This is a genomic window from Streptomyces sp. NPDC007088 (assembly GCF_042869355.1).
GTDB lineage: Bacteria > Actinomycetota > Actinomycetes > Streptomycetales > Streptomycetaceae > Streptomyces.
The window spans coordinates 66,378-92,608 of the sequence record NZ_JBIAFO010000017.1; the positions used below are offsets into that span (position 1 = coordinate 66,378).

The 26,231-nt window shown below is 71.3% G+C and carries 19 protein-coding genes, 2 tRNA genes, 1 other RNA gene and 1 pseudogene; 14 read left to right on the forward strand and 9 right to left on the reverse strand.

Annotated elements, in window-relative coordinates; genetic code table 11:
• Nucleotides 1-246: 246 nt before the first annotated feature.
• The gene (locus ACFYMP_RS24390; RefSeq protein WP_388861453.1) at nucleotides 247-2,703 is read right to left on the reverse strand and encodes an ABC transporter permease; all 2,457 of its coding nucleotides are present in this window, start codon (nucleotides 2,701-2,703) and stop codon (nucleotides 247-249) included.
• Nucleotides 2,703-3,437, reverse strand: coding sequence for an ABC transporter ATP-binding protein (locus ACFYMP_RS24395; RefSeq protein ID WP_388861455.1), 735 nt, complete (start codon nucleotides 3,435-3,437; stop codon nucleotides 2,703-2,705). Before ACFYMP_RS24395 ends, ACFYMP_RS24390 begins: the two co-directional genes overlap by 1 nt.
• An 85-nt stretch (nucleotides 3,438-3,522) precedes the next feature.
• On the opposite strand from ACFYMP_RS24395, the gene ACFYMP_RS24400 reads away from it, so the two are divergent.
• Nucleotides 3,523-4,131: a DNA-binding response regulator gene (locus tag ACFYMP_RS24400; RefSeq protein WP_388861457.1), complete on the forward strand. Its 609-nt coding sequence runs from the start codon at nucleotides 3,523-3,525 to the stop codon at nucleotides 4,129-4,131.
• Between the two features lie 22 nt (nucleotides 4,132-4,153).
• Here ACFYMP_RS24400 and ACFYMP_RS24405 read toward each other — a convergent pair whose 3' ends face one another.
• Together ACFYMP_RS24405 and ACFYMP_RS24410 are read right to left on the reverse strand one after the other, a co-directional pair.
• On the reverse strand, nucleotides 4,154-6,358 hold the full coding sequence (locus tag ACFYMP_RS24405; protein ID WP_388861459.1) for a histidine kinase: 2,205 nt from the start codon (nucleotides 6,356-6,358) through the stop codon (nucleotides 4,154-4,156).
• 606 nt (nucleotides 6,359-6,964) lie between these two features.
• On the reverse strand, nucleotides 6,965-7,096 hold the full coding sequence (locus tag ACFYMP_RS24410) for a DUF6192 family protein (RefSeq protein WP_388861461.1): 132 nt from the start codon (nucleotides 7,094-7,096) through the stop codon (nucleotides 6,965-6,967).
• A gap of 527 nt (nucleotides 7,097-7,623) precedes the next feature.
• Here ACFYMP_RS24410 and ACFYMP_RS24415 point away from each other — a divergent pair.
• The 6 genes from ACFYMP_RS24415 to ACFYMP_RS24440 all read left to right on the forward strand — a co-directional run bounded on the left by ACFYMP_RS24415 (nucleotide 7,624) and on the right by ACFYMP_RS24440 (nucleotide 11,590).
• Nucleotides 7,624-8,010, forward strand: a complete 387-nt coding sequence (locus tag ACFYMP_RS24415) for an SdpI family protein (protein ID WP_388861463.1) — start codon at nucleotides 7,624-7,626, stop codon at nucleotides 8,008-8,010.
• A 35-nt stretch (nucleotides 8,011-8,045) separates the two neighbouring features.
• Nucleotides 8,046-8,717, forward strand: a complete 672-nt coding sequence (locus ACFYMP_RS24420; protein WP_388861465.1) for a hypothetical protein — start codon at nucleotides 8,046-8,048, stop codon at nucleotides 8,715-8,717.
• 164 nt (nucleotides 8,718-8,881) lie between these two features.
• Nucleotides 8,882-9,346 carry an SdpA family antimicrobial peptide system protein gene (locus ACFYMP_RS24425; protein ID WP_388861560.1) on the forward strand — a complete coding sequence of 155 codons (465 nt, stop codon included), beginning with the start codon at nucleotides 8,882-8,884 and terminating at the stop codon, nucleotides 9,344-9,346.
• Nucleotides 9,328-10,326 carry a sporulation-delaying protein SdpB family protein gene (locus ACFYMP_RS24430; protein WP_388861467.1) on the forward strand — a complete coding sequence of 333 codons (999 nt, stop codon included), beginning with the start codon at nucleotides 9,328-9,330 and terminating at the stop codon, nucleotides 10,324-10,326. Before ACFYMP_RS24425 ends, ACFYMP_RS24430 begins: the two co-directional genes overlap by 19 nt.
• A gap of 520 nt (nucleotides 10,327-10,846) precedes the next feature.
• Entirely contained in the window at nucleotides 10,847-10,996 is a 150-nt protein-coding gene (locus ACFYMP_RS24435) for a hypothetical protein (RefSeq protein WP_388861469.1), read from the forward strand.
• A 270-nt stretch (nucleotides 10,997-11,266) separates the two neighbouring features.
• Nucleotides 11,267-11,590, forward strand: coding sequence for a tyrosine-type recombinase/integrase (locus tag ACFYMP_RS24440; RefSeq protein ID WP_388861471.1), 324 nt, complete (start codon nucleotides 11,267-11,269; stop codon nucleotides 11,588-11,590).
• 459 nt (nucleotides 11,591-12,049) lie between these two features.
• On the opposite strand, the gene ACFYMP_RS24445 is transcribed toward ACFYMP_RS24440, so the two are convergent.
• Both ACFYMP_RS24445 and ACFYMP_RS24450 read right to left on the reverse strand, forming a co-directional pair.
• Nucleotides 12,050-13,054, reverse strand: a complete 1,005-nt coding sequence (locus ACFYMP_RS24445; protein WP_388861473.1) for an HNH endonuclease signature motif containing protein — start codon at nucleotides 13,052-13,054, stop codon at nucleotides 12,050-12,052.
• 226 nt (nucleotides 13,055-13,280) lie between these two features.
• Entirely contained in the window at nucleotides 13,281-14,078 is a 798-nt protein-coding gene (locus ACFYMP_RS24450) for an HNH endonuclease (RefSeq protein ID WP_388861475.1), read from the reverse strand.
• Between the two features lie 137 nt (nucleotides 14,079-14,215).
• Here ACFYMP_RS24450 and ACFYMP_RS24455 point away from each other — a divergent pair.
• Nucleotides 14,216-14,599 (forward strand): annotated as a pseudogene (locus tag ACFYMP_RS24455) (tyrosine-type recombinase/integrase); the annotation flags it as partial.
• 64 nt (nucleotides 14,600-14,663) lie between these two features.
• Here ACFYMP_RS24455 and ACFYMP_RS24460 read toward each other — a convergent pair.
• Nucleotides 14,664-14,751 (reverse strand) — tRNA-Ser (locus ACFYMP_RS24460).
• 71 nt (nucleotides 14,752-14,822) lie between these two features.
• Here ACFYMP_RS24460 and ffs point away from each other — a divergent pair.
• The 6 genes from ffs (at nucleotide 14,823) to ACFYMP_RS24490 (ending at nucleotide 25,277) form a co-directional block, all read left to right on the forward strand.
• Nucleotides 14,823-14,918: signal recognition particle sRNA small type (gene ffs, locus ACFYMP_RS24465), an RNA gene on the forward strand.
• A 104-nt stretch (nucleotides 14,919-15,022) separates the two neighbouring features.
• Complete coding sequence (locus tag ACFYMP_RS24470; protein ID WP_388861477.1) at nucleotides 15,023-17,272, forward strand: DNA polymerase III subunit gamma and tau; 2,250 nt, start codon at nucleotides 15,023-15,025, stop codon at nucleotides 17,270-17,272.
• A 274-nt stretch (nucleotides 17,273-17,546) separates the two neighbouring features.
• Nucleotides 17,547-18,821 carry a phosphoribosylamine--glycine ligase gene (purD, locus tag ACFYMP_RS24475; protein WP_388861479.1) on the forward strand — a complete coding sequence of 425 codons (1,275 nt, stop codon included), beginning with the start codon at nucleotides 17,547-17,549 and terminating at the stop codon, nucleotides 18,819-18,821.
• An 899-nt stretch (nucleotides 18,822-19,720) separates the two neighbouring features.
• Nucleotides 19,721-22,042 (forward strand): hypothetical protein, encoded by a 2,322-nt coding sequence (locus ACFYMP_RS24480; RefSeq protein ID WP_388861481.1) that lies wholly within the window; start codon nucleotides 19,721-19,723, stop codon nucleotides 22,040-22,042.
• Nucleotides 22,043-22,611: 569 nt separating this feature from the next.
• Nucleotides 22,612-24,096, forward strand: a complete 1,485-nt coding sequence (locus ACFYMP_RS24485) for a N,N-dimethylformamidase beta subunit family domain-containing protein (RefSeq protein WP_388861483.1) — start codon at nucleotides 22,612-22,614, stop codon at nucleotides 24,094-24,096.
• A 281-nt stretch (nucleotides 24,097-24,377) separates the two neighbouring features.
• Nucleotides 24,378-25,277 carry a phosphoribosylaminoimidazolesuccinocarboxamide synthase gene (locus ACFYMP_RS24490; RefSeq protein WP_388861485.1) on the forward strand — a complete coding sequence of 300 codons (900 nt, stop codon included), beginning with the start codon at nucleotides 24,378-24,380 and terminating at the stop codon, nucleotides 25,275-25,277.
• A gap of 177 nt (nucleotides 25,278-25,454) precedes the next feature.
• Here ACFYMP_RS24490 and ACFYMP_RS24495 read toward each other — a convergent pair.
• Nucleotides 25,455-25,527 (reverse strand) — tRNA-Gly (locus ACFYMP_RS24495).
• Nucleotides 25,528-25,576: 49 nt separating this feature from the next.
• Complete coding sequence (locus ACFYMP_RS24500) at nucleotides 25,577-26,227, reverse strand: response regulator (protein ID WP_388861487.1); 651 nt, start codon at nucleotides 26,225-26,227, stop codon at nucleotides 25,577-25,579.
• Nucleotides 26,228-26,231 lie beyond the last annotated feature (4 nt).

Consider the following 26,231-nt stretch of genomic DNA (forward strand, 5'->3'; position numbering starts at 1 on the left):
ACGTCACCGCGCCCCCCACCTCACGCTCCCCCATTTCCGCGTACAGGACAGGACAGGAGCGGACAGGAGGGGACAGGAGCGGACAGGAGGGGACAGGACGGGACACAGAACACCGAAGGCCCCGGCCGGTTCCCGGCCGGGGCCTTCGCGCGGACCGGGCACCAACGCCTCCTGGGCGGCGCTCGATGCGAGCGGAGGTGTCAGGGGACGGCGGCGAACCGGTCCGTGCCGCCCGGCAGGGGCCCGTCAGGCCCGGCGGTGCGGCCCCCGCAGGGCGGTGCGGGCGGGAAGCCAGGTGCCGAGGGCGGCGAGGGAGGCCGCGCCGAGGAGCGTCAGGGCGAGTTCGGGGACGGGGACGGCCACTCCGGCGGTGCCGCGCGTGATGCCCTCGGCGTAGGTGGTGAGCACCGCGAGGGCGACGGCCAGGCCGAACACGAGGGCGAGGGTGACGGCGACCGTGGTCTCCCAGCCGAGCATCCGCCGGATCTGGCGGCGGGTGGCACCGGCCAGGGACAGCGCGCCGAACTCGCGTCGGCGGTCGGCGATGCCCATGGCCAGGGTGTTCACGACCGCGATGGCCACGAAGGTGATGATCAGCCCGAGCGTGACGTAGCCGATCTGCGCACCGGACCGGTTCGTCGCGGCGGCGGAGGCCCGGTCGAGCACCCCGAGCCCGGGGTCGTCGCGCAGGGCGGCGGTGAGCGAGCGCCGGGTCAGACCGTCGCCGCGGACCAGCAGTTCGTCGTCCAGCGGTACGTCGACGTGGGCGGCGACCAAATGGTGCGCGAGGGTGAGGTCCCCGAAGCCGAGGCCGCGGCCGTACAGCGCGACCACCGTCACCTGCGCCGGGGTGCCGTCGGCGAGGGTCAGCCGGATTCGCTGGCCGAGCCGGTAGCCCAGCCCGTCCGCGGCCGCCACGGTGTCGTCCGCCAGCCGGCCGAGGTCGCCGGCGGTGACGCCGAGGTCCAGGGTGTCGGCCAGCCGCCCGGGGGTGACGGCCTGCGCGCTGCGCTTGGTGAGCCCGTCCCGGACCTGACTGTGCAGGACCCGGGTCACCGTCCGGACGCCCGGCACCGCGGTGAGCGCCTCGGCGGCGGAGGCCGGAGCGCGCGGGCCGACCACGAAGTCGGCGGTGTTGCCCTGCTCGCGCTGGGCGGCGGCCGCGTGCTCGGTGGTGGTCTGGGTGAACAGGATGGTGCAGGCCATCGCGATCAACAGGGTCAGCGGCACGACCACCGACGCCAGCCGGTGCGCCCCGGCCCGCAGGTGTCGGACGGCGAGCCAGCCGCCGATCCGGGACGCCCGCAGCGGCAGGGACAGTACGGCCGTCCCGGCTCGGGCCACCAGCGGGCCGAGCAGCGAGAGCGCCGTGCACCACAGCAGGACGGCGAGGAAGCAGACCGGCGTCGACGCCTGGTCGGAGTGCAGGACGGTCAGCAGGGCGGTCAGCACGGCCGCGCCGACGGTGGCCAGCACCCCGAAAACGATCCGGACCGGGGCCAGGCCCGGCGGCTTCGTCTCCGCCTCGCCGAGCGCCTCGACCGGCCTGATCGCGGTCGCCCGCCGCGCCGAGACCCGGGCCGCGACCCAGGCGGCCAGCGAGGTGACGACCGCCGCGGCCAGCGCCGGGAAGGGCGAGAGCACCACGGGCAGGTTCGCCGGGACGACGTCAAGAGCGACGAACCGGCCGTGCAGCCAACCGCCCAGCGGCAGACCGGCGGCGGCACCCGGAATCCCGGCGGACAGGCCGAGCACCAGCGCCTCGCCGCCGATCATCCGCCGGACCTGCCGCCCAGTCGCGGCCACCGCCCGCAACACCGCGATCTCCCGTTGCCGCTGCTGGACCGACAGGCCGAAGGTGCCGACCACGATCAGCAGGGCGACCAGCAGCGAGGTGCCGGCCAGTACGGCGCCCATGCTGACCAGGCGCACCCCGGCCCCGGCGGCGTCCGGGAACTCCGCACGCCCGCGGTCCTCGCCGGTGCGGACCACCGCGCCCGGGTCACCGGCCAGCAGCGCCCGGACGTCGGCGGCGGCCGTCGGCGCGGACGGGAAGACGCCGATCGCGCTGACCAGGCCCTCGTGTCCGGCCAGTTGACGGGCCCGGCCGGTGGTGAAGAAGACCGCGGCCTGGCTGTCGAAGCCCCGCGCGGTGACCCCGACCACCCGCACGCCCAGCGTTCCCGAGGGAACCCGGACGACCGTGGCGGAGCCGGGCGACAGGTGCGTCCGGGCCGCGGTGTCCGCGTCGACGACCACCTCGTCGTCGGCGGCGGGCGCGCGGCCGGCGGCCAGGGCGGGACCGGCCAACGGCGCGGACTCCCAGCCGTGGCCCCACGAACCGCTGTCCGGGCCGCCGGACAGCAGCGCCGGGAAGGTCACCTCGGTGGCGACGGCCCGCACCGAAGGCAGCGCCGCGATACGCTGCGCGAGGCCGGCCGGCACCCAGGCGCGGTCCGCGATCGGCTTGGCCTTCTCCTTGACCTTCCCCTTGCCCTTGTGCACGACGGCGCGCACCTCCTGGTCGCCGGACACGAGGATCGGCGCGGCCGCGTAGCGCTCCGGCCGGACGGTGCCGACCAGGCCGGTGACCAGCAGCGTCCCGCAGCCGCAGATCAGGGCCGCGGCACAGAACAGGGCGACGAAGGCGCCGGCGAACCCGGCCCGGCGGTGCCGGAGGGTGGCGAGGGCGAGTCCCAGCATCATCGGTTCCACGCCCCCAGCCGGATCATGCGGTCGGCGACCTTGGCGGCGGTCGGTCCGGCCATGGTGTCGACGACCCGTCCGTCGGCCAGGAACAGCACCTCGTCGGCGTAGGAGGCGGCGACCGGGTCGTGGGTGACCATGACGAGGGTCTGGCCGGACTCGTCGACGGTCTGCCGCAGCAGGACCAGCACCTCACGAGCCGTCATCGTGTCGAGCGCCCCGGTGGGTTCGTCGGCGAACACCACCTCGGGATCCGAGATCAGCGCACGGGCGATCGCCACCCGCTGCTGCTGGCCGCCGGACAGCTGGCCCGGCCGGTGGCCGGTACGCTCCTGCAGGCCCACCCGGCGGACGAGTCCCGCCAGCCGTCCGGCGTCGGTCCGCCGCCCGGCCAGCCGCAGCGGCAGGGTGATGTTCTGCTCGACGGTCAGCGCGGAGACCAGATTGAAGGACTGGAACACGAACCCCGCGCGGTCGCGCCGTAGTTCGGTCAGTTCCCGCTCGCTCAGCCGGGACAGGTCGGTGTCGCCGAGCCGGACCGTCCCGGCGGTCGGGCGGTCCAGGCCCGCCGCGCAGTGCAGGAAGGTGCTCTTGCCCGAACCGGACGGCCCCATCACCGCGGTGAAACCCCCCTTCGGCAGCCGCACCGTCACCTCCCGCAGCGCGGCGACCGCGCCGCGCCCCTTGCCGTAGACCTTGCTCACGGCGTCCAACGTGATCGCTTCGCTCATGCCTCCAGCCTCCCGGCCCGCGAACTCCCTTCCCAGGGAAGGGATCACGCGGCACCCGTGACGTCGTCACGGGTAGGGTCGGGCCATGATCAGACTCCTGCTGGCCGAGGACCAGCACGTGGTGCGCGGGGCACTGGTGGCGCTCCTCGGGCTGGAACCCGACCTGGAAGTCGTCGCGGAGACGGACTCGGCGGACGACGTGCTGCCCCGGGCGCTGGTCTTCCACCCCGACGTGGCGGTCCTGGACATCGAGATGCTGGGCCGGACGGACGGCCTGCAGGCGGCCGCCGCGCTGAAGGAGAAGCTGCCGGACTGCCGGACGTTGATGCTGACCTCGCTGGGCCGTCCCGGGCTGCTCCGCCGGGCGCTGGACGCGAAGGTCGACGGCTTCCTGCTGAAGACCGCGCCGCCCGCCGAACTGGTCGCGGCCATCCGCCGGGTGGCCGCCGGAGGAAGGGTGCTGGACCCGGCCCTGGCCGTCGCGGCCTGGGACCTGGCGGACAACCCCCTCACCCCCCGCGAGAACGACGTCCTGCGCGAACTGGCCGGCGGCGCCGAGCCTCCCGAGATCGCCGCGCGCCTGCACCTGTCCACCGGCACGGTGCGCAACGTCCTGACCGCGGTCGTCGGCAAGCTGAACGCCCGCAACCGCACGGACGCCGTCCGGATCGCCCGCGAGGCCGGCTGGCTCTGACCGCCGCCCGCCCCCGCGCGGCTCAACGCAGCGGCACCTCGGCCCGCAGCAGGTACCAGCCGTCGTCCGGTCCGGCGGTCAGGGTGCCGCCCGCTCCGGCCAGCCGGACCGTCAGCCCGCCGATCCCGGAGCCGGGCGCGGTGACGTCCGCCCCGACGCCGTCGTTCTCCACCTCCAGCCGCGCCACCTCCTCGGCCGCCGAGACGGCGATCCGCACGTACCGGGCCCGGCTGTGCCGCAGGACGTTGGTGACGGCCTCGCGCAGCACCACGGACAGGACGCCTCCCACCGCGTCCGGCAGCGGTCCGTCCTCCGATTCCACCGTGATCCCCGCGGCCCCCAGGATGGTTGCCGCCGAGGCCAGTTCGGCGGTGAAGGACAGCCGGGGGCCGTCAGCGGCCATCGTCCCCAGCTCGGCCCGGCCGCGTTCGGCCAGCCGCACGATGTCCGCCAGCTCGGCCCGGCAGCGGACCGGATCGGTGTCCGCCAGCCGCCGGGCCAGCTCGGCCTTGAGCAGGATCGCGGTCAGACCGTGCCCGAGCAGGTCGTGCAGGTCCCGGGCGGCGCGCAGCCGCTCGGCGACGACGGCGGCCCGCGCCCGCCCGTCCGCCGTCCGCTCCAGCTCCCGCACCAGCCGGACCAGGCGAAGCACCGCGTACACCACCACGCAGGTGATCAGCACGCTCACGGCGGTCAGCGGCACCGCGGCCGCGCCGCCGCCACTGATGACCGCGGCGGACAGCGCCACCGCGCCGGCCAGCGCCGCGCCCGCGCGCGGCGGCAGGGCGATCAGCAGCGAGCCGGCCAGGATGCCGGCCGCGCCGATCCAGTTGTGCCCCAGCCAGGGGAGCGGCAGCAGTGCCAGCACCGCGGAGGCGAGCAGCGCGGCGCGGGCGTGCCGCCTCGCGTCCCGGATCGAGAAGCGGACCTGGAAGGCACAGAAGACCGCCGCGCATCCCGCGCCGAGGACCAGCCGGGGGCCGGGGACGAACATCAACGCCCTGGCGCAGAACACGGCGAGCACGAACCAGTACAGGGCGAGGGCGGTCCGCAGCTCCGGCGGGTCCACGGCCGGCGCGGCCGGCGTCGCGGGCACCGACGCCTCCACCGCGAAGCGCCCGTCGGCCTCCAGTCCCGCCGTCAGCCGGCCGCCGACCGCGCGCACCCGCCCCGCCAGTCCGTCGAGCAGGTCCGCGCCGAGCGCCGCCGTCGGCACGCCGTCGTTGACCACCCGCAGCACCACCCGCCCGGCCCGTTCCTCGGTCGAGACCTCGCACCGCCGGGCGTCCCCGACCCGCACCACCGCGGTGACCGCCTCCCGCAGCACCGTCGCCAGCACCGTCCCGGCCGGGCCCAGCGGCTCGCGGTGCCCGATCCGCAGCTCGGCCGCGACGCCCGCCGAACCCAGCAGGGCGCGGGCGCTCGCCGCCTCCGGCGCCAGCGAGAGGCTGCGCAGCTCGGCGGCGGCGGCACGGACCGCCGCCAGCGTCCGGCGGGCCACGCCGATCAACCCGTCCAGCTCCGACGGGTCCCCGCGCCCGGCCGCCTCCCGGATCGCGGCCATGCCCGTGTCCAGCCCCGTCCCCATCGTGGACGCGATGCGCAGCCGCTCACCGGTGACCGCGGAGGCCGCGAGTTCCAGCCGCGTGTCGTGGACCCGGCCCGCCAGCAGCGCCAGCGTGGTCACGGCGTAGAGCATGGTGCCGCCCAGGGCGACCGTCAGCAGCAGGTCGACGGCCTCCCGCACCCCCGGGGCCCGGCCCGCCTCCACCAGCGCCGCCCCCGCCACCAGCAGGGCCAGCAGCAGCCGACGCCGCTCCACCAGCAGGGAGGCCACCGGCAGGCACAGCAGCCCGGCCGAGACCCCGAGCGGCCCCACCGCGAGGAACCCGGCCGTCACTTCCACGACGGCCCACCCGGGCCATCGGGGCCACCGGTCCTGTCCGGGCCATCGGGGCCACCGGTCCTGTCCGGGCCACCGGGGCCACCGGTCCTGTCCGGGCCGCCGGGGCCACCGGGTCCACGGGGCCTGTCCGGTCCATCCGGGAAGTTTCCGGGTGTGCCGCGACTGCAAACCCACCAGTACGAGGCAGACCACCACCACCGCCGCCCCCACCACCGGCTCCGCGGCGACCCGCCCGACCCCCTTCAGCAGGTGGGTCAGCACCAGCGCCACAGCCACCGCCGCCACCAACTGCCGCCCCACCGGCCCGCGTCGCTTCCCCACTCGCGCATCGTATGCGGCCCGGAACGACGAGGGCCCGGACCGTTCAGGGGTCCGGGCCCCCGGTCAAGGGGAGGCGGAGGGTACGAGACCCGAACTCGTGAGGGGTCGCCCCCCCCACACACGCTTTCCGCAGGGTCGCCTGGGGGCCCGGCGGGGGACGCGGGCGTCCAGACTGCGCGCAGCCGAGGACGGCGACCCTCTCGAAAGGCGTCGGACGGCATCGAACGGCGTCGGGCGGCGTGAACGAGACCAGAACCGAGACCGTCTACCCGGCGGTCCCTTCGGTACGGTCAACCCTTCTGGCGGGGCTGGGATCAGGTGTTCCCGTCGGCCGCACCCGGGGCATCGAGGCTGACGGGGACAGGCGAGTGACGGCGACCATCCGCGTGGCCGGCGTTCCGGCCGGTCCGGCTTCCATATTCCGGCCGGTCCGGCTTCCATCAGCGCGACGCGGACCAGCTCGCCGTAGTGCGCGTGCGCGTGCGCGTGCTCGCTCAGCGGGCGGTCCGGCTCTCCGCCACGAGGGCGGCGAGCCATGGGTCAGTCGCGCTTGCGTAGCTGGGCGAGCTGCTCGTCCAGGGGTGAACGCGCCGGTGTCGATCGCGCTCAAGCCAGTCGGCGGCCCCACGGGCCCTGGCGATCGAGCGGCGGACGGTCGACCTGCTGCCCGACCAGGCGTTTCGCCCCGTTCGTAGTCCACTGCCCGCGGCCCGAGCGCGAGTTGAAGGGGGCGTCCACAACCGCCCCACCGCTCTTCGTCGTCCGGGATCAACGCAAGGATCTTGTGGACGGGGTGCGAGATGGCGCCTTTCCGTTTCTCCTGGAGCCAGCGCGAGGACACCCAGCGCCCGTCCTCGACCGTCCTGCGGGATACGCCGATGTCGTCGGCGCACACCCGCGGCGGCTCCCCGACCGTGCGGAGGCCGTCGTTCCTCTTGGTCACGGCCCCTACCCGACGCCGGCGGCGTCGGCTCGGTGACCAGAGCCTGGTCCCCCAGCGCGAACCGGGCCTTTTACCCGAGTCAGCGGAGGACGTAAACACCCGGAATGAGCCATTCACCTACAGAGGGCGTCTTGAATCGATCTTTACCTGTCCAAAACGATTGCATTACTGTCTCAATGCTGCACTGCCCGATTGCGGTTCGGGTATATGCGGGGGGAATGGGGGAGGACTTGGCGTGTGGGCAGGCGATCTGATCCCTGCCGGTGGGGGGAGGCGTCTTCGAACGGGGAGCGCCGATATCTACGTTCTTGGAGGAAAGGCAATGGATCCGGTCGCGGGATTCACTTTCGGCGCGGGATTGCTGACGCTGGGCGCGGTGATTCACTACATGAAGAGCCAGGTTGCGAGCGGCAGCATCCAACGTAATTCAGCGATCGGAATCCGGACCAAGGCGACGATGTCTTCCGACCGTGCATGGCAGGCAGGGCACACCTCAGCGGCTCCGATGCTGACGGTAACCTTCCTGACCGCCTATGCCACAGGAGCCGTTTCACTGGCACTCGGCCTGGCATTCACGCTGAGCGATACCGTGAATGCGACTGTCATCATCGTTCCGTCGGCCGGGCTGGCAGGAGTTCTCGCACTTATCACCGCAGCAGCGATCAAGGCGAATGCGGCCGCACGTGCAGTCGGTCGTTCAGACAGATAGCCCGGCTCACGCCGAGCTGTATGACGGAGGGCAACGTGAAGTTCAAACCGGGAAACACGGTCGCCGCGGTGGCGGCCGGCGCCATCCTCGTGGCGGGCGGTGTCACCACCCAGACTGCCTTCGCCGCCGACGGGCGCGAAGCTTCCGCGCCGGGTAAGGCGCAGCTCAAGGTGACGGCGCGGGGAGCCGTCAAGTACACCGATGCCGAGCTTCTCCAACTGCTGCTCGCCGCCCAGGGACCGATCGCGGACGCGCACCCCGAGCTGAAGCGGATGCTCGGATTCAACCCCGACAAGCCGCACACCGACGAAAAGGCACTGAACCGGATCATCACGCAGTTCCTGACTGCTCACCCCGGGTTCCACGAGAAGGTGGCGGTGCCGTTCTATTCCGGCGACCCCGTGCGCGTCGACGCGGCTCTCCGTGACTTCTCGATCTCCTTCAACAAGTGGATCGAGGAGAACGCCGAGCCGGCGCCCAACGGCGAGGCGCAGCCGGCCGGCTGGTTCTGGATGGGCGCGAACGTGGCCATTTACGTCAACGCCGTGGGTGCCGCCAACGCCGTCGCGTACACGAATGCCGGGGTTGCCACCAACGCCCTGGCGACCCTCGTGGTCGTCACGTGGTATCTGGAGGACGGCAGCCCGACCGGCTCGGGTATCGAGCGGGACGCGTTCGTCGAAGCCCTCACCTCTGCGCTGACGTGAGTCACGGCCCGGCGACCACCGAGCGGAACGCCGACGAGCGGACCACCGGGAGGGAAGGGGCCGAGTCGATTCGCTCGGTACCGGCTCTGGTCTCCGCTACGGGCGGCATTCTCCTGGTTGGAGTTCTGCTGGCTGGATCGATCTTCTTCTCACTCCCGAGCAACGTGCTCTCCACACGCGACGGGGGTGATCTCCGGTCCCTGTCAGCAAGGTTTCTGCCCCAGAGTTGGGCATTCTTCACGAAACCTCCGAATGATCCGGAGTTCGTCCCGTACGTCGTGTCTGACGACGGTGTCGGCTATGCGGCGCGGTTACCCAACTCGCGCTCGGACAACCTCTACGGCCTCACGCGACGTCAGCGTGCCCAAGGACCCGAGGTAGCCAGCATGGCGAATCAGGTGCGGGAGTGGGAGGACTGCGAGGAGACGGAAGGGGATTGTCCAGCGGTGGTCGCCGGGTCTTCGGCGCCTGTCTCTGTCACGAACTCGTCGCCGGTCCCCACCCTTTGCGGGAGATTGGTGCTCGTGGAGACGAGGCCTGTCCCGTGGAAGTTCCGTGACAAGTACGAGGGGTGGCGTCTCGACAAGAAGGCTGCTCTTGTGGAGGCGAAGTGCTCACGAAGAAAATAGCCACTTCGATGGAACGGGCTCTCAGGAGCTTCCCCGCCGAGTCCCGTGCGCTCGGCGCGGGAAGGTCGATGATCGCGCTTGCCCAGGCGTCGATCATGATCTTCACGCCGGCGTCCTACCTCTTCGTTCCGGTGGGCGCGGACGAGATAAAGGTCGACTGCTCAACGCCGGCCCAGGCTCTCTCGTTGTACTGCCTGGCCGACTCCACGGATCGACAATTCCTCAGCCTTCTAATCCTGGCTTTTCTCCTGATAGTCGCGAGCGGCTTTCTTCCCCGCTATACGACGGTACTGCATTTCTGGGCGTCCCTTTCTGTCGGACAGTCGATATCACTGCCCGACGGTGGCGACGCCGTCGCACAGGTCGTCACCTTCTTCCTCGTTCTGGCGTGCGCCAACGACAAGCGGACGTGGCATTGGCAGAAGTCGGACAACCGCGAGGGGAAGGGATCGGTCTGGCAGGGCATCGCCTGGGCCGGCTGGTGGGGTGTGCGCATTCAGGTCGCGTACATCTACCTCAACAGCGCTCTGGCGAAGTTGCCCGTCGACCAGTGGGCGGAAGGCAGTGCGACATACTATGTCGCACGCATGGAGAACTTCGGCGCAGGCGGCCTTTTCGCCGATCTCTTCCGCTGGGCGACGGGCGTTACCCTCATTGCCCTCCTGTCCGCATGGGGAACGATTCTCGGAGAGTCCCTGATCGCGTTTCTCCTACTGCGGCGCGGGTCCCGGCAGGCGCTTGCTGCGGCTGTCAGTACGAGCCTCCACCTCCTGATCATCCTGCAACTCGGGATCGTCTCCTTCGGCTTCATCATGGTGGGAGCGGTGATCTGCGCGGCTTCCAGAGGTATCGACGCGCATACTCCGCGAGTGAAAGATGCGCTCACGCGCGCCCGCGGTTCGATGGCGGGTGGTCCCACCCCTGCGCCTACGAATCCTGACCCGGCCGACAAGGCCGACGCGATGAAAATCGGAGCATAACCTCGAAGTTCCGCGCCGGGCCGCCGCCGAGCGCCCGGACGGGTCATCGAGCATCACTTCGGTAAGGACGGCTACTGGCACGGCCGCGTAACGGTGGGCACCGGCGACGACGACGGGCACCCCGACCGGCGCCACGTCATGAGCAGGCGTGAGCCCGAAGTCGGCTACTAAGTATGCGAGTTGGAGAATCAGCGCGATGCGGGCAAGCGGCGAAAGCCCGGACGCGCCTGGACCGTCAAGACGTAACTTCTCCACTGGGTGGGGGAGATCGCGAAGCCGTCAGTGCGGAAGAACACCTACACCGGCTACGAGGTGGCCATGCGTGTCCACTTGATTCCCTGGAGTGGGGGCCCACCGTCTGAAGAAATGGAGCTCGAGCACCTGGAGCGCTTCTACGCGAAGATGCTGGCCAGGGGTAGGAAGCCGGCCACCGTTCACCAGGCGCACCGCACCATGAGGACCGCGCTCAACCACGCGATGCGGCGGGGGGCACGTCACGCGCAACGTCGCCTCCCTCGCCGTGCCTCCCCGGATCGAGGAGGAGGAAGTCGAGCCGTACGACCTCGAAGAGGTTCAACGGCTCCTCAGCGAGGCTGCGAAGCTCCCGAACAGCGCCCGGTGGTGCGTGGCCCTCGTTCTCGGGCTGCGCCAGGGCGGGGCGCTGGGGTGACGTGGACTTGGCGGCGGGTCTGGTCCGGGTCCGGAAGAACAGGCTGCGGCCCAGGTACCTGCACGGATGCGGTGGGGACCGCGGACGGAAGACCGGGCACTGCAAGAGCCGCATCCGCAAGAACGCGAGGACACAGCCAACACCTAGTCGAAGGCGGGACGCCGCCCCACCGGCCTGCCGGAAGAACTCGCCCGGCCGCTGGCCCCGCACCGGGAGGAACAGGCGAGGGGCCGCCGGCGGGCAGGGGAGGAGTGGCACGAGACCGATTACGTGTTCACGCCGCCCTTCGGGCTCCCGCTCATCCCCAGCACCGACTACGACGCGTGGAAGCAACTGCTGAAGGACGCGGAGGTTCGTGACGGCCGTCTCCATGACGCACGCCACACCGCCGCGACGGTGCTGCTGATCCTCGGAGTGCCGGAACGCGTGGTCATGCAGATCATGGGTTGGTCATCGACCGCCATGGCGGCCCGGTACCACCATGTGACGGGTGGCATTCTGCGCGGCGTGGCCGAACAGGTGGGTGGCCTCATCTGGGAGATTGCGAAGGACGGCGACGGTCCGGCGGAAGGGGCGTCCGGCAGCCGCCGTTGAGACTGGAGATGAGACTAGGCGGCCCCAACTAACGTCGAAGGCCCCCACTGCGAGCAGCGGGGGCCTTCGACGTATTGCCCGGTGAGAGCAATGGCGGAGGACACGAGATTCGAACTCGTGAGGGGTTGCCCCCAACACGCTTTCCAACTGTGCGAGTGGCCGTTCGTGAGCGTTCATGGACGGCCACTCGGCAGGTCAGAGAGGGCCGGCGTACGTCGGCGAACCAAGGCGGGCGTGAGCGAACTGGACAAGGAACAGGACAACGAGCGGCGCTGGGAGGATGCCTTGTCTGGTGGGTGTTAGCCCAGGTCCGCTGCCCGTGTGGTGCTCTATGGCCCCGCCGCCGCCTCGCCAACGCCTCGTAGCGGCCGGTAAGTCTACTGCTGACCGACCCGGCTAGAGCTACGGATTAAATCGCGCTTCCCGGCTCTGGTCGCTCTCCCGCCAGGACCAGGCGCTTCATCCAGAGTTATCTCTTTCACCGAGTAAAGTCTCTAGGTAGTGCACCCGGCTTTCAAGCTCCTCGATTCGCCGAATGTAAGCATTCCGTTCGAGCATTTCGGCCACATTTTCGCGCTGTGAAACCAACTGTAGGTGTTCCGGATTGAAGCAGGCAGGTTTCGCGCACTTGTGATGTACTGGAAACCCTGAAGTGGTTCCATGAAATGACTCGTACGAAAGGACGTGGAGTAGCTTCATCTTTCCACGGCTTGTATGGACTTGCCGATACCCGTTTGGCCCAGTGGACGTGACCTCCCAACAGCCATTCTCGGATATCGTGCTTCTGTGATCACGGTACCACTCGACTCGCTCTCGGTCACTCAGCCCGGTGGCTTGTGCTATCAGACTGCTTAGCTGACTTCCTTTGCGTCCTTGAGCATAGTGCCCCGAGCACAGCCCCATCGAACGGCTGGGCTTATCGCAGCTCCACTCTTCCCCAAGCGCTTTACACGTCCCCGTGTTTGACTGTCGTATCCGGAGTTGCTTTAGCGGCTGCCCTAGGTTCTGCTGCCGATAATGTGCGCTGCAAAAACCAAGGGACTTTTCAGGCTGCTCGCATTTCCACCCTTCGAGAGCTGCCTTACACGTCCCTTTCTCTCTAGGTCGAGTGATTTCCCTTAGGGGCTTACCCTGCTTCTCTTGTCTATAGTGAACATCGCAAAATCCCTTGGCAGTCACGTCTCGCGAGCATTCCCAACCCTCACCCGCCGCTTGGCACTTGGGGGTCTCGCCGGGAACCCTGATGGGCACAAGTGCCTTCCCTTTTCTGTCCTGTCTGTAGTGCCCTAGACAGAGCGGTTGCCTCCCGTAGCAGTACCGATCACACGACCAGTCAGCTCCCTCGGCCTGGCAGATGGATGCAGTCTTCAACTCAGCTCCTGACCCCGGCGACTTGGTTGACTTCGCACCGACCAAGTGGACTGGCAGGCTAGCGTCGACCACTGACAACGCCGGGGGCCCCATCCGCCTTCGACCCACACATCGTGGAGCGGGCGTGGTTCAGGGCGCCAGGAGGAGCGCGCCACTGTACGAACGGCCTTGTCGCCCTGGGCCGCGACTGCTCGGCTCTGCCCTGGGACGAAGGTGGTCGGAATGGGAGCCCCACGACGCTCACCACTTCCGGCCGGCACTCGCGAACGGCGCCCCGTTGCCACGGCGCTTGTGCACGGTCGAGGTGGCCCGCGAAGTGTTACTCATCCACGGGCATACACAAGAATGCCCCCTCGCAGCCATCGACCTTGTGTCGCTTATCGTACGCAACGACCCCCTTGGTATAAAATCCATCCCATAGGCCCCCGCCGAGATGGATATTATGATCCGGCACATGAATGCCATTGGGGTCGACCTCCACCTGCAGGCCGTCATGAGCAAATAGGGCCCGTTGTAGATTTAGCCGTCGCGGAGGATCGAATGCCAAACGAGCCCGAATCTTCCCCTTGCCCTCTCGCACGGTAAGAGCCCGCCCTTTGAATTGCACATCCCAGCTAGCTGTCGCGTAAGTGAGTTCATTATCGACAATCGTAACCAAGGGTGACCCGTCGCGTCCGCACAACTTAAGACTAACCAGCAAGCCACCTTGGTCGATCCTAAAGCTCAGTAGAGGCTCAGAATTCACCTCCACAAGAGTGCAGACCCCTGCCAGTCCAAGCCTTTGCGTAAACTGGGTGGAGCCCATAAAAACTTCGAAACTGTCCCCATAATAATGCAGTACATGTGCAGGTGATTCCACTTTGGGTCGATTAAATGGATTCCCGTTTGCCCTCCTCACTCTTTCGATAGGCAGCAAGTTCTTGGTTTTCTCTTCATGGTGACTGGCGCAAAGCAGGGTCAGATTATCCGGTTCGTGAGCCCCTCCTTTCGACCATTCGTGCATATGGTCGTACTGGTAAATGGGTGCACCGCAAAGCACGCAACCAAATCCGCACCTCTCGCGGACTTCCCGCTTCACATCTTCCGGAATTGCGGGACGGGGCTCCCTGGCGGACATTTTTGATCCATTCTCCTAGGCGTCAGATCTCATTAATGCAAGGTCGGGTGATTCGCTAGCCACCCCATCTAGGATGCAGAGCCGCACTCCATCATTTTGCTGGTCCACGGGTTAGAGCGCCATCCTCCCGGGCCAAAGTGACCGCTCGACGAGAAAAGGCCCCCAGCCGCAGCCTGTGGACCGAGTCCGACTACGTCTTCACGAAGCCGCTGGGTGGTCCGCTCAGCCCGAACACGGACTACCACGACTGGAAGAAGCTGCTTGGTGACGCCGGGGTGCGGGACGGGCGCCTGCATGACGCCCGCCACACCGCTGCCACCGTCCTCATGCTGCTCGGCATCCCGGACCGCGTCATCGACCAGATCATGGGCTGGGAGGCCAGCACGTCCTCACGGATGCGCGCGCGGTACCTGCACGTGCCCGACGCCCTGCTGAAGGAGGTGGCACAGAAGCTCGCGGATGCCATCTGGGGGGCGGCATCGAGCGCTGCTGTGGACAAAGACCAGGACAACGAGGGCTGAGGCAACGTCGAAGGGCCCCGCTGCAAGCAGCGGGGCCCTTCGACGTATTGCCCGGTGAGAGCAATGGCGGAGGATACGAGATTCGAACTCGTGAGGGGTTGCCCCCAACACGCTTTCCAAGCGTGCGCCCTAGGCCTCTAGGCGAATCCTCCGCTGGAGACATTACATGACCTCGGGGCGTGCTCGCGAACTCGTTCCCGGGGCCGGGATCGGGTACTGTGTGCGCAGCCCCTCACGTGGCGCTATCTGACTGAATCCCCCAGGGCCGGAAGGCAGCAAGGGTAGGTCGGCTCTGGCGGGTGCGTGGGGGGCGTCTTCGTGCCCGGGGCCGTCGGGGCCGGGGCGTGAGAGGCGTCGCGGGCGGGCCGGGGCCGGGGCGCCGGGGCGGGCCGGTTGTCCGTGGGCGCCTATAACCTCGTAGACGTGTCGTCTCTCGCGCTCTACCGCCGTTACCGCCCCGAGTCCTTCGCCGAGGTCATCGGGCAGGAGCATGTGACTGCCCCGTTGTCCCAGGCGCTGCGGAACAACCGGGTCAATCACGCGTACCTGTTCAGCGGGCCGCGCGGCTGCGGGAAGACGACCAGCGCGCGCATTCTCGCCCGCTGTCTGAACTGCGAGCAGGGGCCCACTCCGACGCCCTGCGGGGAGTGCCAGTCCTGTCGCGTTCTCGCGCGCAACGGGCCGGGGTCGATCGACGTCATCGAGATCGACGCCGCCTCCCACGGTGGGGTGGACGACGCGCGTGACCTCCGGGAGAAGGCGTTCTTCGGGCCTGCCTCCAGCCGGTACAAGATCTACATCATCGACGAGGCTCACATGGTCACCTCGGCCGGGTTCAACGCCCTGCTGAAGGTGGTCGAGGAGCCCCCGGAGCACCTCAAGTTCATCTTCGCGACGACCGAGCCCGAGAAGGTCATCGGGACCATTCGCTCGCGTACCCACCACTACCCGTTCCGGCTCGTGCCGCCCGGGACCCTGCGCGAGTACCTCGCCGAGGTGTGCGGGCACGAGAAGGTCCAGGTCGAGGAGGGGGTGCTGCCGCTCGTCGTCCGGGCCGGCGCCGGTTCGGTGCGTGACTCGATGTCCGTCATGGACCAGTTGCTGGCCGGTGCCGACGACGGCGGTGTGAGCTACGCCATGGCCACCTCGCTGCTCGGCTATACCGACGGTTCGCTGCTCGACTCCGTCGTCGACGCCTTCGCCGCCGGGGACGGGGCCGCCGCCTTCGAGGTCGTCGACCGTGTCATCGAGGGCGGAAACGATCCGCGTCGCTTCGTCGCCGACCTGCTGGAGCGGCTGCGCGACCTCCTCATCCTCGCCGCCGTCCCGGACGCGGGGGAGAAGGGGCTCATCGACGCCCCCGCCGACCTCGTCGAACGCATGCAGGCCCAGGCGTCCGTCTTCGGTGCCGCCGAACTGAGCCGCGCCGCCGATCTGGTCAACGCGGGGCTCACCGAGATGCGCGGGGCCACCTCCCCCCGGTTGCAGCTCGAACTCATCTGCGCCCGCGTGCTGCTGCCCGCCGCCTACGACGACGAACGGTCCCTGCTCGCCCGGCTCGACCGCCTGGAGCGTTCCGGGCCCCCGCCCGCCGCCTATGCCCAGGCCGCCGCCCCGGCCCCGGCCCCCGTGGCCCCCGTCGCGCAGCCCACGGCTCCGCAGCCCGCGCCCGCGGCCCCGCCGGACGCCGCCCCCGCTCCACAACAGGCCGCGCCGACCGCGGCCCCCGCCACGCCCGGTTCCTGGCCCGCCACCACCGGGGCCGGTGGCGGGGGGGCGGGGCGCAGACCGGGCGGCTGGCCCACCGGTGCCTCTCCTTCCTCCGCCCCCACCGGTCCCGTTCCGGGCTCCGGCCCGGCACCCGCGCCCGCCCAGGCACCGGCGGCCGCCCCGGCGGCGGGCGGGCTCGATCCGCGTGCGCTGTGGCCGGACATCCTGGAGGCCGTCAAGAACCAGCGGCGCTTCACCTGGATCCTGCTCAGCCAGAACGCCCAGGTCACCGGGTTCGACGGGACCACCCTCCAGATCGGCTTCGTCAACGCCGGCGCCCGCGACAACTTCTCCGGCAGCGGCAGTGAGGACGTCCTGCGCCAGGCCCTCAGCAGCCGCTTCGGCGTGCAGTGGAAGATCGAGGCCGTCATCGATCCCTCCGGCGGCGGGAGCGGTGGCGGTGCCGGAGGACCGGCCGGCGGACCCGGCTCCGGTTTCGGGGGCTCCGGTTCAGGTTTCGGCGGCTCGGGTTCAGGTTTCGGCGGCCCGGGACCCGCTTCCGGTGGTCCGGGCGCGCCGGGGGGACAAGGCGCTCCCGGCGGTTCCGGTTTCGGTGGTTCCCCCGCGCCCGGCGGTGCTCGTGGCGGCAACGGGGGGTACGGCGGTGGGTCCGCGCCCGCCGCGCCGTCCGCTCCCTCGGGCGGGTACGGGAACCCGGCCCCCGCCGCCCCGCCCGCGTCCGGCCCGTCCGCCCCGGCTCCCCGCCCGGCCCCGTCCGCCCCCGCGCCGCGGCCCGCCGCCCCGGAGAACCAGGCACCCGCACCGGTACGACCGCCGGTCTCCCTGGAGGACGACGTCCCGCAGGAGGACGACCCGGACCTCGTGGAGAGCGCGCTCAGCGGATACGAACTCATCGTCCGCGAACTCGGCGCGACCGTCGTGGACGAGTACGACAACGAGTGAGTCGCGTGTACGACAGCGCCGAGTCAGCCGGGCGCGCGTCAGTGCCGGGTGAGCCGGGCGGCCGGGTTCGCGCCTGACCTGACCTGACCTGACCTGGCCTGACCGCCCAGATTCCGTGCCCCCTCGCCCCCGCGACCGTTACGACGGTCCTCGCCCCTGACCTCGTACGACAGCTCCGACGCCGCCCTCTCACCACAGCTCCTCGCCGGGTTCCGCGCCGGTGCCCGCCAAACGCGCCCCCGGCCCCCTGCGGCCCGCCCGTTAGGCTGCACCCGTGAAGGTCCTTGTCATCGGAACCGGTGCCCGCGAACACGCCCTGTGCCGTTCTCTCTCGCTCGACCCCGCCGTCGACGCCCTGTACTGCGCCCCTGGCAACGCCGGGATCGCCGAGGCCGCCGAGCTGCGCCCCGTCGATCCGCTCGACGGGGCCGACGTCGCCCGGCTCGCGCGCGAAGTGGAGGCCGGCCTCGTCGTCGTGGGGCCCGAGGCGCCGCTCGTCGCCGGGGTCGCCGACGCCGTGCGCGCGGCGGGCATCGCGTGCTTCGGGCCCTCCGGCGCGGCCGCCCGGCTCGAAGGCAGCAAGGCGTTCGCGAAGGACGTCATGGCCGCCGCCCAGGTGCCGACCGCCCGCGCCTACGTCTGCACGACGCCCGAGGAGGCCGATGAGGCGCTCGCCGCCTTCGGCGCCCCGTACGTCGTGAAGGACGACGGGCTCGCGGCCGGCAAGGGAGTCGTCGTCACGGAGGATCTGGAGGAGGCTCGCGCCCACGCCCGCGCCTGCGGCCGGGTCGTCATCGAGGAGTTCCTCGACGGCCCCGAGGTGTCCCTCTTCGCCGTCACCGACGGCACGACCGTCCTCCCGCTCCAGCCCGCCCAGGACTTCAAGCGCGCCCTGGACGGCGACGAAGGCCCCAACACCGGCGGCATGGGCGCCTACTCGCCGCTGCCCTGGGCCGAGCCCGGACTGGTCGACGAGGTGTTGCGCACCGTGCTCCAGCCCACCGTGGACGAGCTGCGCAGGCGCGGTACGCCGTTCTCCGGGCTGCTGTACGCGGGCCTCGCGCTCACCTCGCGCGGTGTGCGCGTCATCGAGTTCAACGCCCGCTTCGGCGACCCCGAGACGCAGGTCGTGCTGGCCCGGCTCCGTACGCCGCTGTCCGGACTGCTGCACGCCTCCGCCGTCGGCACCCTCGACGCGCTGCCCGCGCTGCGGTGGAGCGAGGACGCCGCCGTCACCGTCGTCATCGCCTCCCACAACTACCCGGGCACGCCCCGTACCGGCGACCCGGTCACCGGACTGGACGAGGTCGCGGCCAAGGACGCCCCGGACGCGTACGTCCTGCACGCCGGCACGAAGCGGGAGGGGGACGCCGTGGTCAGCGCGGGCGGTCGCGTCCTGTCCGTCACCGCGACCGGCACCGACCTCGGAGAGGCCCGGGAGCGGGCCTACGCGGCGGTCTCCCGGATCGGCCTCGACGGCTCCCAGTACCGCACCGACATCGCGGCCTCCGCGGCCTCCGCGGCGTCCGCCGCGGCGGCCACCCGCTGAGCCCCACCCGCCCAAAGCCCTACCCGCCCAGGTCCCACCCGCTGAGCCGCGCACACTGAACGGCGCGCGCCCTCCGGCGGGACCGGCGAGGCGTCCAGGACAGGCACCAGAACACCGGCCCCGGGGCCCGTACGCAGCACGAACGCGCGTACGGGCCCCGGGGTTCTCTGTTGTCGGCCGTTGTCAGCACCTTTGCCCAAAGCCATTCCATCGAGTGATCGATGGTCTATCCGGCTGACGCGTGTCGAAGCCCCAACTAGGGTGCCGCGCAAGCGCTCCGCCGGATTCACGGGGGCGGACCGGTGAGGCGCGGAGCGGAGTGAGGCACTTGGCCCACCGGCATTGCGATGTCGGAGGGCGGTGCCACAGTGGGGGTGTGAGCAAAGCCATGAAGTACGCGAAGCGGCAGGCCGCCGGGCACGGGTGCGGTGCCCCGCGCCCGTCCGGGCGCGCCGGTTCCCGCGTGCTCGGCCACGCGCACCGGACGCGGCCGGCACTCCGGATGCGGCCGGCACTCCGGATGCGGCCCGCATTCCGGATGCGGCCCGTGCGCCGGTTCCTTCTCGCGCACCGGACGCACCCCGCGCACCGGACGCCCTCCGCTCACTGGACGCACCCCGCGCACCGGACGCGGGAGCCGGGGCGCGTGGGGGACGCGGGCCGGGCGTGGGCGTACCGGAGGCGCGGGGCGCGAGGGCTGTGCGGGCAGCACGGGACGAGCGCTCTGTACGACGGGCACGGGCTGCGGGAAAGGCACGGACTGTACGTCGAGCACGGGCGGTACGGGTGGTACGGGGAGCGCATGGGGGAGAGCGCCGCGCGGCAGGCCGACGCGGTCCGACGGTGCCGGGCGCAACGGTGCCTGTCCGGCGGGTACCAGGGGTAGGGGGCGGCAGGTCGTGACGGGTGAGGGTGTGGAGGTGGGCGCGCTGGCCGCGCGGACCCGGGCCGCCGCTGTGCTGCGGGTGCGCGGCCGGGCCGTGGCCTGCGCGGCGCTGCCCGCCGCGGTCGCGGTCGTCCTGTGGGCGGCCGCCGGCACCGGGCGGCTCACGGGCCCCGGATGGGACGTGGCGCGCGACGGCGTCTCGGCGTTCGCCGTCCTCGTCCTGCTGCTCGCCGGAGCGACCGCGCTGCTGATCGCGCGCGCCGCCCCGGCGCAGAGCCCCACCGTGCCCGTCGCGGAGCGCTCCGCGCCCGACCTCTACCGGCTCGTACGCGAACTCGCCGAGGCCCTCGACGTGCCCGCGCCCTCCGCGATAGCGCTCACCCCGGACTGCGACAGCTGGCTGGAGGAACGCGGACGCCGCGGCGCGGCAGGAACCGGCGGGGACCCCGGCTCCGCCGCCGCCTCCTCTTCCACCCTTTCCGGTTCTTCCGCTCTTTCCGCCCTCTCGGGTTCTCCCGGTTCTTCTGGTTCTTCCGGCTCGACGCCGCCGGCACCCGTCCTGGTCATCGGATCGCCCTTCCTGTGGTGGATGCGGGTGGCGGAACTGCGCGCGCTGCTCGCCCCCGTCGTGGCCGGCACGGGGCCCGCCGCGCATCCCGGAACAGCGGCCGCGCGGCGGTTCGTCCGGGGGCTCGACGCGGCCGTCGCCGTGGCGGGCTCCCGCTCCCATCCCGTACGGCGCCTGGTGCTCGGTGCCCCCGGACGCATCGCGCGGCTGCTGCTCGTACGGTGCAGGGACGCCGCCTCCGACATGGAGCGGTACGTCGCCGCGGCCTCCGCGGAACGGGCCCGTGCCGTCGACTACGGGCAGCGGATCGTGGCCCAGGAACAGGTCGGCCTCGCCTACGCGGGCTGGGACCGGCTGCTGACGCGGGTCGCCGTGCCCGCCTGGCGCATGGGGCGCTGGCCGTCCCGGCTCGACGCGGGGGTGGTGGCCGCGCTGACCGAACTCTCCCGCCGGGACCGTCTCGCGGACGGCTTCGCGGCACGGCTCGACGAGCGGCCCGCCTGCGACCTGCTGGAGGAGCCCGGTCTGGTGGACGAGGCCGCCTCCCTGCTCGCGGCCCGTCTTTTTCACGGTGATCCGACGGGCCAGGGCTCCGACTGGTCCCCGGTCAGCTGGCAGGAGTACCCCCAGGAGGTCGTCGACCGCACCTGGCGCCGCGACGCGGCCCGCCTGCACGCCGTGCTCGACGCTCTGGACACGGCCTCCGCCGGGGGGAAGGGCGCGGAACACGCGGACGACGGAGCGGTCGGCCCGGAAGAGCCGTACGGCTGGGGCGGCGCGGGTGGTCCGGACGGTCCCCGCCGTGCGCCTGGTCCGGGCGGTCAGGAGGAGCTGAGTGGTCCGCGGGGGGAACGGGGCGGTCTGAGCGACCCGCGGGGGCCGGGCGGCCGGCGGACTGCGCTTGCGACTGCGGCTTCGGGGACGGCGCGCGGTCTCACCCTGGCCCGTGTGCTGGACCGCCTGAGCTTCCGCGACGCCCTGCCCGAGTCCGGGCACGGACCGGCCGGGAGCCCGGAGCGCGCACGGACCACCCCTCCCGGCCAGGACCCGGGCCGCTCTGCCTCTTCCTCCGGTAGTCCCTCCTCCGGAACCTCCCCCTCCGGAACCTCTCCCTCGGGGGGTTCGCCGGCTCCCACCTCGCCCGCCTCCGCCTCGTCTCCCGTCAGGGTCCTCGCGCCCAGGGAACGGCGCGCGGAGGAGACCCGAGGAGGTGAGGCGGCGCGCGGCCGGACTGTTGAGAACGGACTCGTGAACGGCCCTGCTGGCGGCCCCGTGGAGGGTTCAGGGGACGGGTTCGCGACCGCCTCGGCGCACTCGTCCGCCGGGGGCCCGGAGACCGACACTGAGGCCGTGGACGCGGAAGCGGTCTCTCACCCCCCGACGGAAGCGCTCGCCGCGGGGCTCGCCGCACGGCTCGCCCGTGAGGAGGCGGCCGCTCCCGTCGCCCGTGCGGGCGCCGGGGACGTGGTGTCCGGGGCGGGCGGCGAGGGCGGCCTCCCGCTCTTCCCGCTCCAGTCGCCGCGTACCGGCAAGGAGCTGCTGACCGACCACGTGACCGCGCTGGTGTGCTGTGCGGCCGTCGACACCGCCGGAGCCGCGCCCGGTCTCGACTGGCTGGACGGGCCCGCGCTCCTTGTCGAGGGCGAGCGGGCCAAGGACCTCGGCGCGCGGGTGCGCAGCCTCGTCGAGGACGGGGACTCCATACCGCTGCGCCGCTGGCTGGCCCGGCTCGGCATCCGTCCCGAGAAGCCGATACGGCTGGCCTGAGCGCCCCCGCCCCTCGCGCTCTCCGGGCGCTGAGCGCGGCCCCTTCCCCCTCGCGTCCTCCGGGCTCCCGGGGCCGTGCCCGTACTCGTTGTGCAGACCTTCGCGGCCGGGACAAGCAGCATCAGGGGGCGTACGGGCGCACAGGAGGTGGCGCGGCGGGCACCCGTAGCGGAGGCCGTGAATCCGCTTCCTGCCAGGAGAGACGAACGGTGACGGGATGCGTGCGTAATGTGATGTGCTGGGTCCGCAGGGCCGTATCAGCGGTGGCCGAAGGGGAGGGGTGCGCCCTGCGAGGCGGACCGCCGCGGGTGCCGGGTCCGCCGACGAGGGCCCGGCCGGACACCACCGCCGACGGCCCGTCCACGACGTAACCACCGCGGCACGGCGTACCGCTCCGGACGCCGTTCCACCGCGGCGCGACGCACCCCCGTGGGGCGGCGCGCCGTCACCGCACGACGCACTACCGCACGTACGACGCACTACCACCGGCGGCACATCCACACACGCACCACCCGCAGGATCGAGCAGCGGAGCACCACAGGGGCCGGGGGAGCGAGGGAGGGGAACGTATGGGGTCGGGGCAGATCAGGCGCTGGGAGTCGGGTGCCCTCGCGCACGCCGTGACGGACCCTTTCGGGCAGGGGCCGTTGCCGTGGCTGCGCGGCAGTGAGACGTACTTCGACGACACCGGGCACGTGGTGCCCTGGTACGTCGATCACGCCCCGGCTCCGGGGGCGGTGCTGGTTCCCGGTCCGCGCACGGGCGACGGCGGCACCCGCCCCTCCGACGACGTGCACCAGCAGATCAAGGGCTTCACCTCGACGGGCGCGGTCGCGCCCGGGGACTCCCTCGACTTCCACGTCACGGTGGACCCGCCGCAGCCCTTCTTCATCGACATCTACCGCATCGGTCACTACGGCGGGGCCGGAGCCGCCAAGATCACCACCACCCCCCGGCAGGCGGGCATCACGCAGTCCCGGCCGCTTATCGCCGACCGCACGGTGTCGTGCCACAACTGGTTCATGTCGTACCGGCTCCAGGTCCCCTCGTACTGGAAGGTCGGCGCGTACGTCGCGGTGCTGACGACGCAGAACGGGCACCGCTCGCACGTGCCGTTCACGGTCCGGGACAGCGATCCGGCGGACCTGCTCCTCCTGCTTCCCGACGTGACCTGGCAGGCGTACAACCTGTACCCCGAGGACGGACGTTCGGGTGCCAGCCTCTACCACGCGTGGGACGGGTCCGGGAAGCTGCTCGGTGAGGAGGACGCGGCCGTCACGGTCTCCTTCGACCGGCCGTACGCGGGCGCGGGGCTGCCCCTGCACGTGGGCCACGCCTACGACTTCATCCGCTGGGCCGAGCGCTACGGCTACGACCTCGCCTACGCGGACGCCCGCGATCTGCACGCGGGCCGGATCGACCCCACCCGCTACCGGGGCCTCGTCTTCCCCGGGCACGACGAGTACTGGTCGGTGCCGATGCGGCGGACGACGGAACTCGCGAAGGAGACCGGTACCTCGCTCGTCTTCCTCTCCGCCAACACGATGTACTGGCAGGTGGAGCTGGGACCCTCCGCCTCGGGCGTGCCCGACCGGCTGCTGACCTGCCGCAAACGGCGCGGCCCCGGCAAGCCCTCGCTGTGGCGCGAGATCGACCGGCCGGAGCAGCAGATCATGGGCATCCAGTACGCGGGCCGGGTGCCGGAACCGGCCCCGCTGGTCGTCCGGCACGCCGATCACTGGCTGTGGGAGGCCACCGGGGCCTACGAGCGCGACGAGATCACCGGGCTCGTGGCCGGGGAGGCCGACCGCTACTTCCCGCGCACCGCCCTGCCCGAGCACGAGGACCGTGTCCTGCTCGCCCACTCCCCCTACGACGACGGGGGCGTCACCCGCCACCAGGAGACCTCCCTGTACCGGGCGCCGAGCGGGGCCCTGGTCTTCGCCTCCGGCACCTTCGCCTGGTCGCCCGCGCTGGACCGGCCCGGACACGTCGACACCCGCATCCAGCGCGCCACCGCCAACCTCCTCGACCGCATCTGCAAGAGGGACTGAGCAGGAGCCCCCGGGGCCGGGGTCCCGCGCCGGGACGGTGCCGGAGCCTGCCGACGGGCCTCCGAGGCGGCACGCGCCCGCGTGGCCGTCGCGGGTGCGCCCGCGTGCCCGTCCCCGGCGTTCCCCCCGGCGTCCCCGTCCCGGGTGCGCCCGCGTGCCCGCGTGCCCGCGTGCGCGGGACGGTTCACGGAACGGGCACGCGCCTCGCACCCCCTGATCAGGCTCTCCCGCACGACGTACGGGACAATCGGAGGAATTGGACAGAACCACGGGGAGGAACCGTGTCCGGATTCGTCGAAAAGCCCGAGGCCGTGCAGGTGCCGGGGCTGGTGCATCTGCACACCGGCAAGGTGCGCGACCTCTACCAGAACGAAGCGGGCGACCTCGTCATGGTCGCCAGTGACCGCATCTCCGCGTACGACTGGGTGCTGCCCACCGAGATCCCCGACAAGGGGCGAGTGCTGACCCAGCTGTCGCTGTGGTGGTTCGACCAGCTCGCCGAGCTGGTGCCCAACCACGTCATCTCCACCGCGCTGCCGCCCGGCGCCCCCGAGGACTGGCGGGGCCGCACCCTGGTGTGCCGTTCTCTGCGGATGGCACCCGTGGAGTGCGTGGCCCGGGGCTACCTGGCCGGTTCCGGCCTCGTCGAGTACCAGCAGTCGCGCACCGTTTGCGGGCTCGCGCTGCCCGAGGGACTGGAGGACGGCTCGGAGCTGCCCGCCGCGATCTTCACCCCGGCGACCAAGGCCGAGGTCGGCGAGCACGACGAGAACGTCAGCTACGAGGAGATCGCGCGCCGGCTCGGCGCCGAACCCGCTGCCGAGCTGCGCCAGGCCACCCTGGCCGTCTACGCCCGGGGCAGGGACATCGCGAAGGAACGCGGCATCATCCTCGCCGACACCAAGTTCGAGTTCGGCTACGACGGTGAGGAACTGGTCCTGGCCGACGAGGTGCTCACCCCGGACTCCTCGCGCTTCTGGCCCGCCGACACCTGGGAGCCGGGCCGCCCGCAGCCCTCCTTCGACAAGCAGTTCGTCCGCGACTGGCTGACCTCCGCCGAGTCCGGCTGGGACCGGCACAGCGAGCAGCCCCCGCCGCCGCTGCCGCAGGACGTCGTGGACCGTACCCGCGGGAAGTACATCGAGGCGTACGAGCGACTGACGGGCGTGCGCTGGTCCTGATCCGCCCGGACACGCGAGCGGGTGGTGAGCACGTACGGCGCGTGTGCGGGGGCGGTGTTTCACGTGAAACATCGCCCCCGCACACGTACTGGCCCCACGCGGACCCGCGCGGGCCGGGCCCGCGTACCGGGGTACGAAAAAGCCCCCGGTACCGGAAGGTACTGGGGGCTTTCGCTGAGCGGACGACCAGGTTCGAACTGGCGACCTCAACCTTGGCAAGGTTGCGCTCTACCAACTGAGCTACGTCCGCACCGCACTGCTGCCCGCGCTTGCGCGTCGGCGTTCCGTGCGTGCGTCCACTATAGCCAACCTCTGCGGCGTGCTGTGCGCACGGCCGCGTGACGGTTCTCGGCTCCCAGTTTCGTGACGGCCGAGGAGAGGTAGTTACGGACCGTCCCCTGGGAGAGCGCGGCCCGCTCGGCGATCTCCGCCACCGGGGCGCCGTCGGCCGCGAGTTCCAGGACCTCGGTCTCCCGCACGGTGAGCGGGGAATCCCCGGCGGCGATGGCGTCGGCCGCCAACTCCGGATCCACGTAACGGCTTCCGGCGTGCACGGTCCGGATGATCTCGGCCAGCCGCTGGGCGCTCACGGTCTTCGGCACGAAGCCGCGCACCCCTGCCTCCAGTGCGCGCTTGAGGTGGCCCGGCAGCCCGTGGCTCGTGACGATCATGGTGCGGCAGGTGGGGAGTTGTCCTCGGAGAGCTGTGGCGACACTCACACCGTCGCTCCCGGGCATCTGGAGATCGAGCACGGCGACGTCGGGCTCGTGCGCGAGCGCCATGGCGAGCGCCTCCGGACCGGAGGCCGCCTCTGCCACGACCAGCAGATCGTCCTCCAGCGCCAGCAGAGCGGCCAGCGCCCCACGGATGAGGTGCTCGTCGTCGGCGAGCAGGACACGGACGGCGGCCGGTGGCGGGCCTGCCGGGTCGACGGGCGGAAGGTTCTTCATCGCT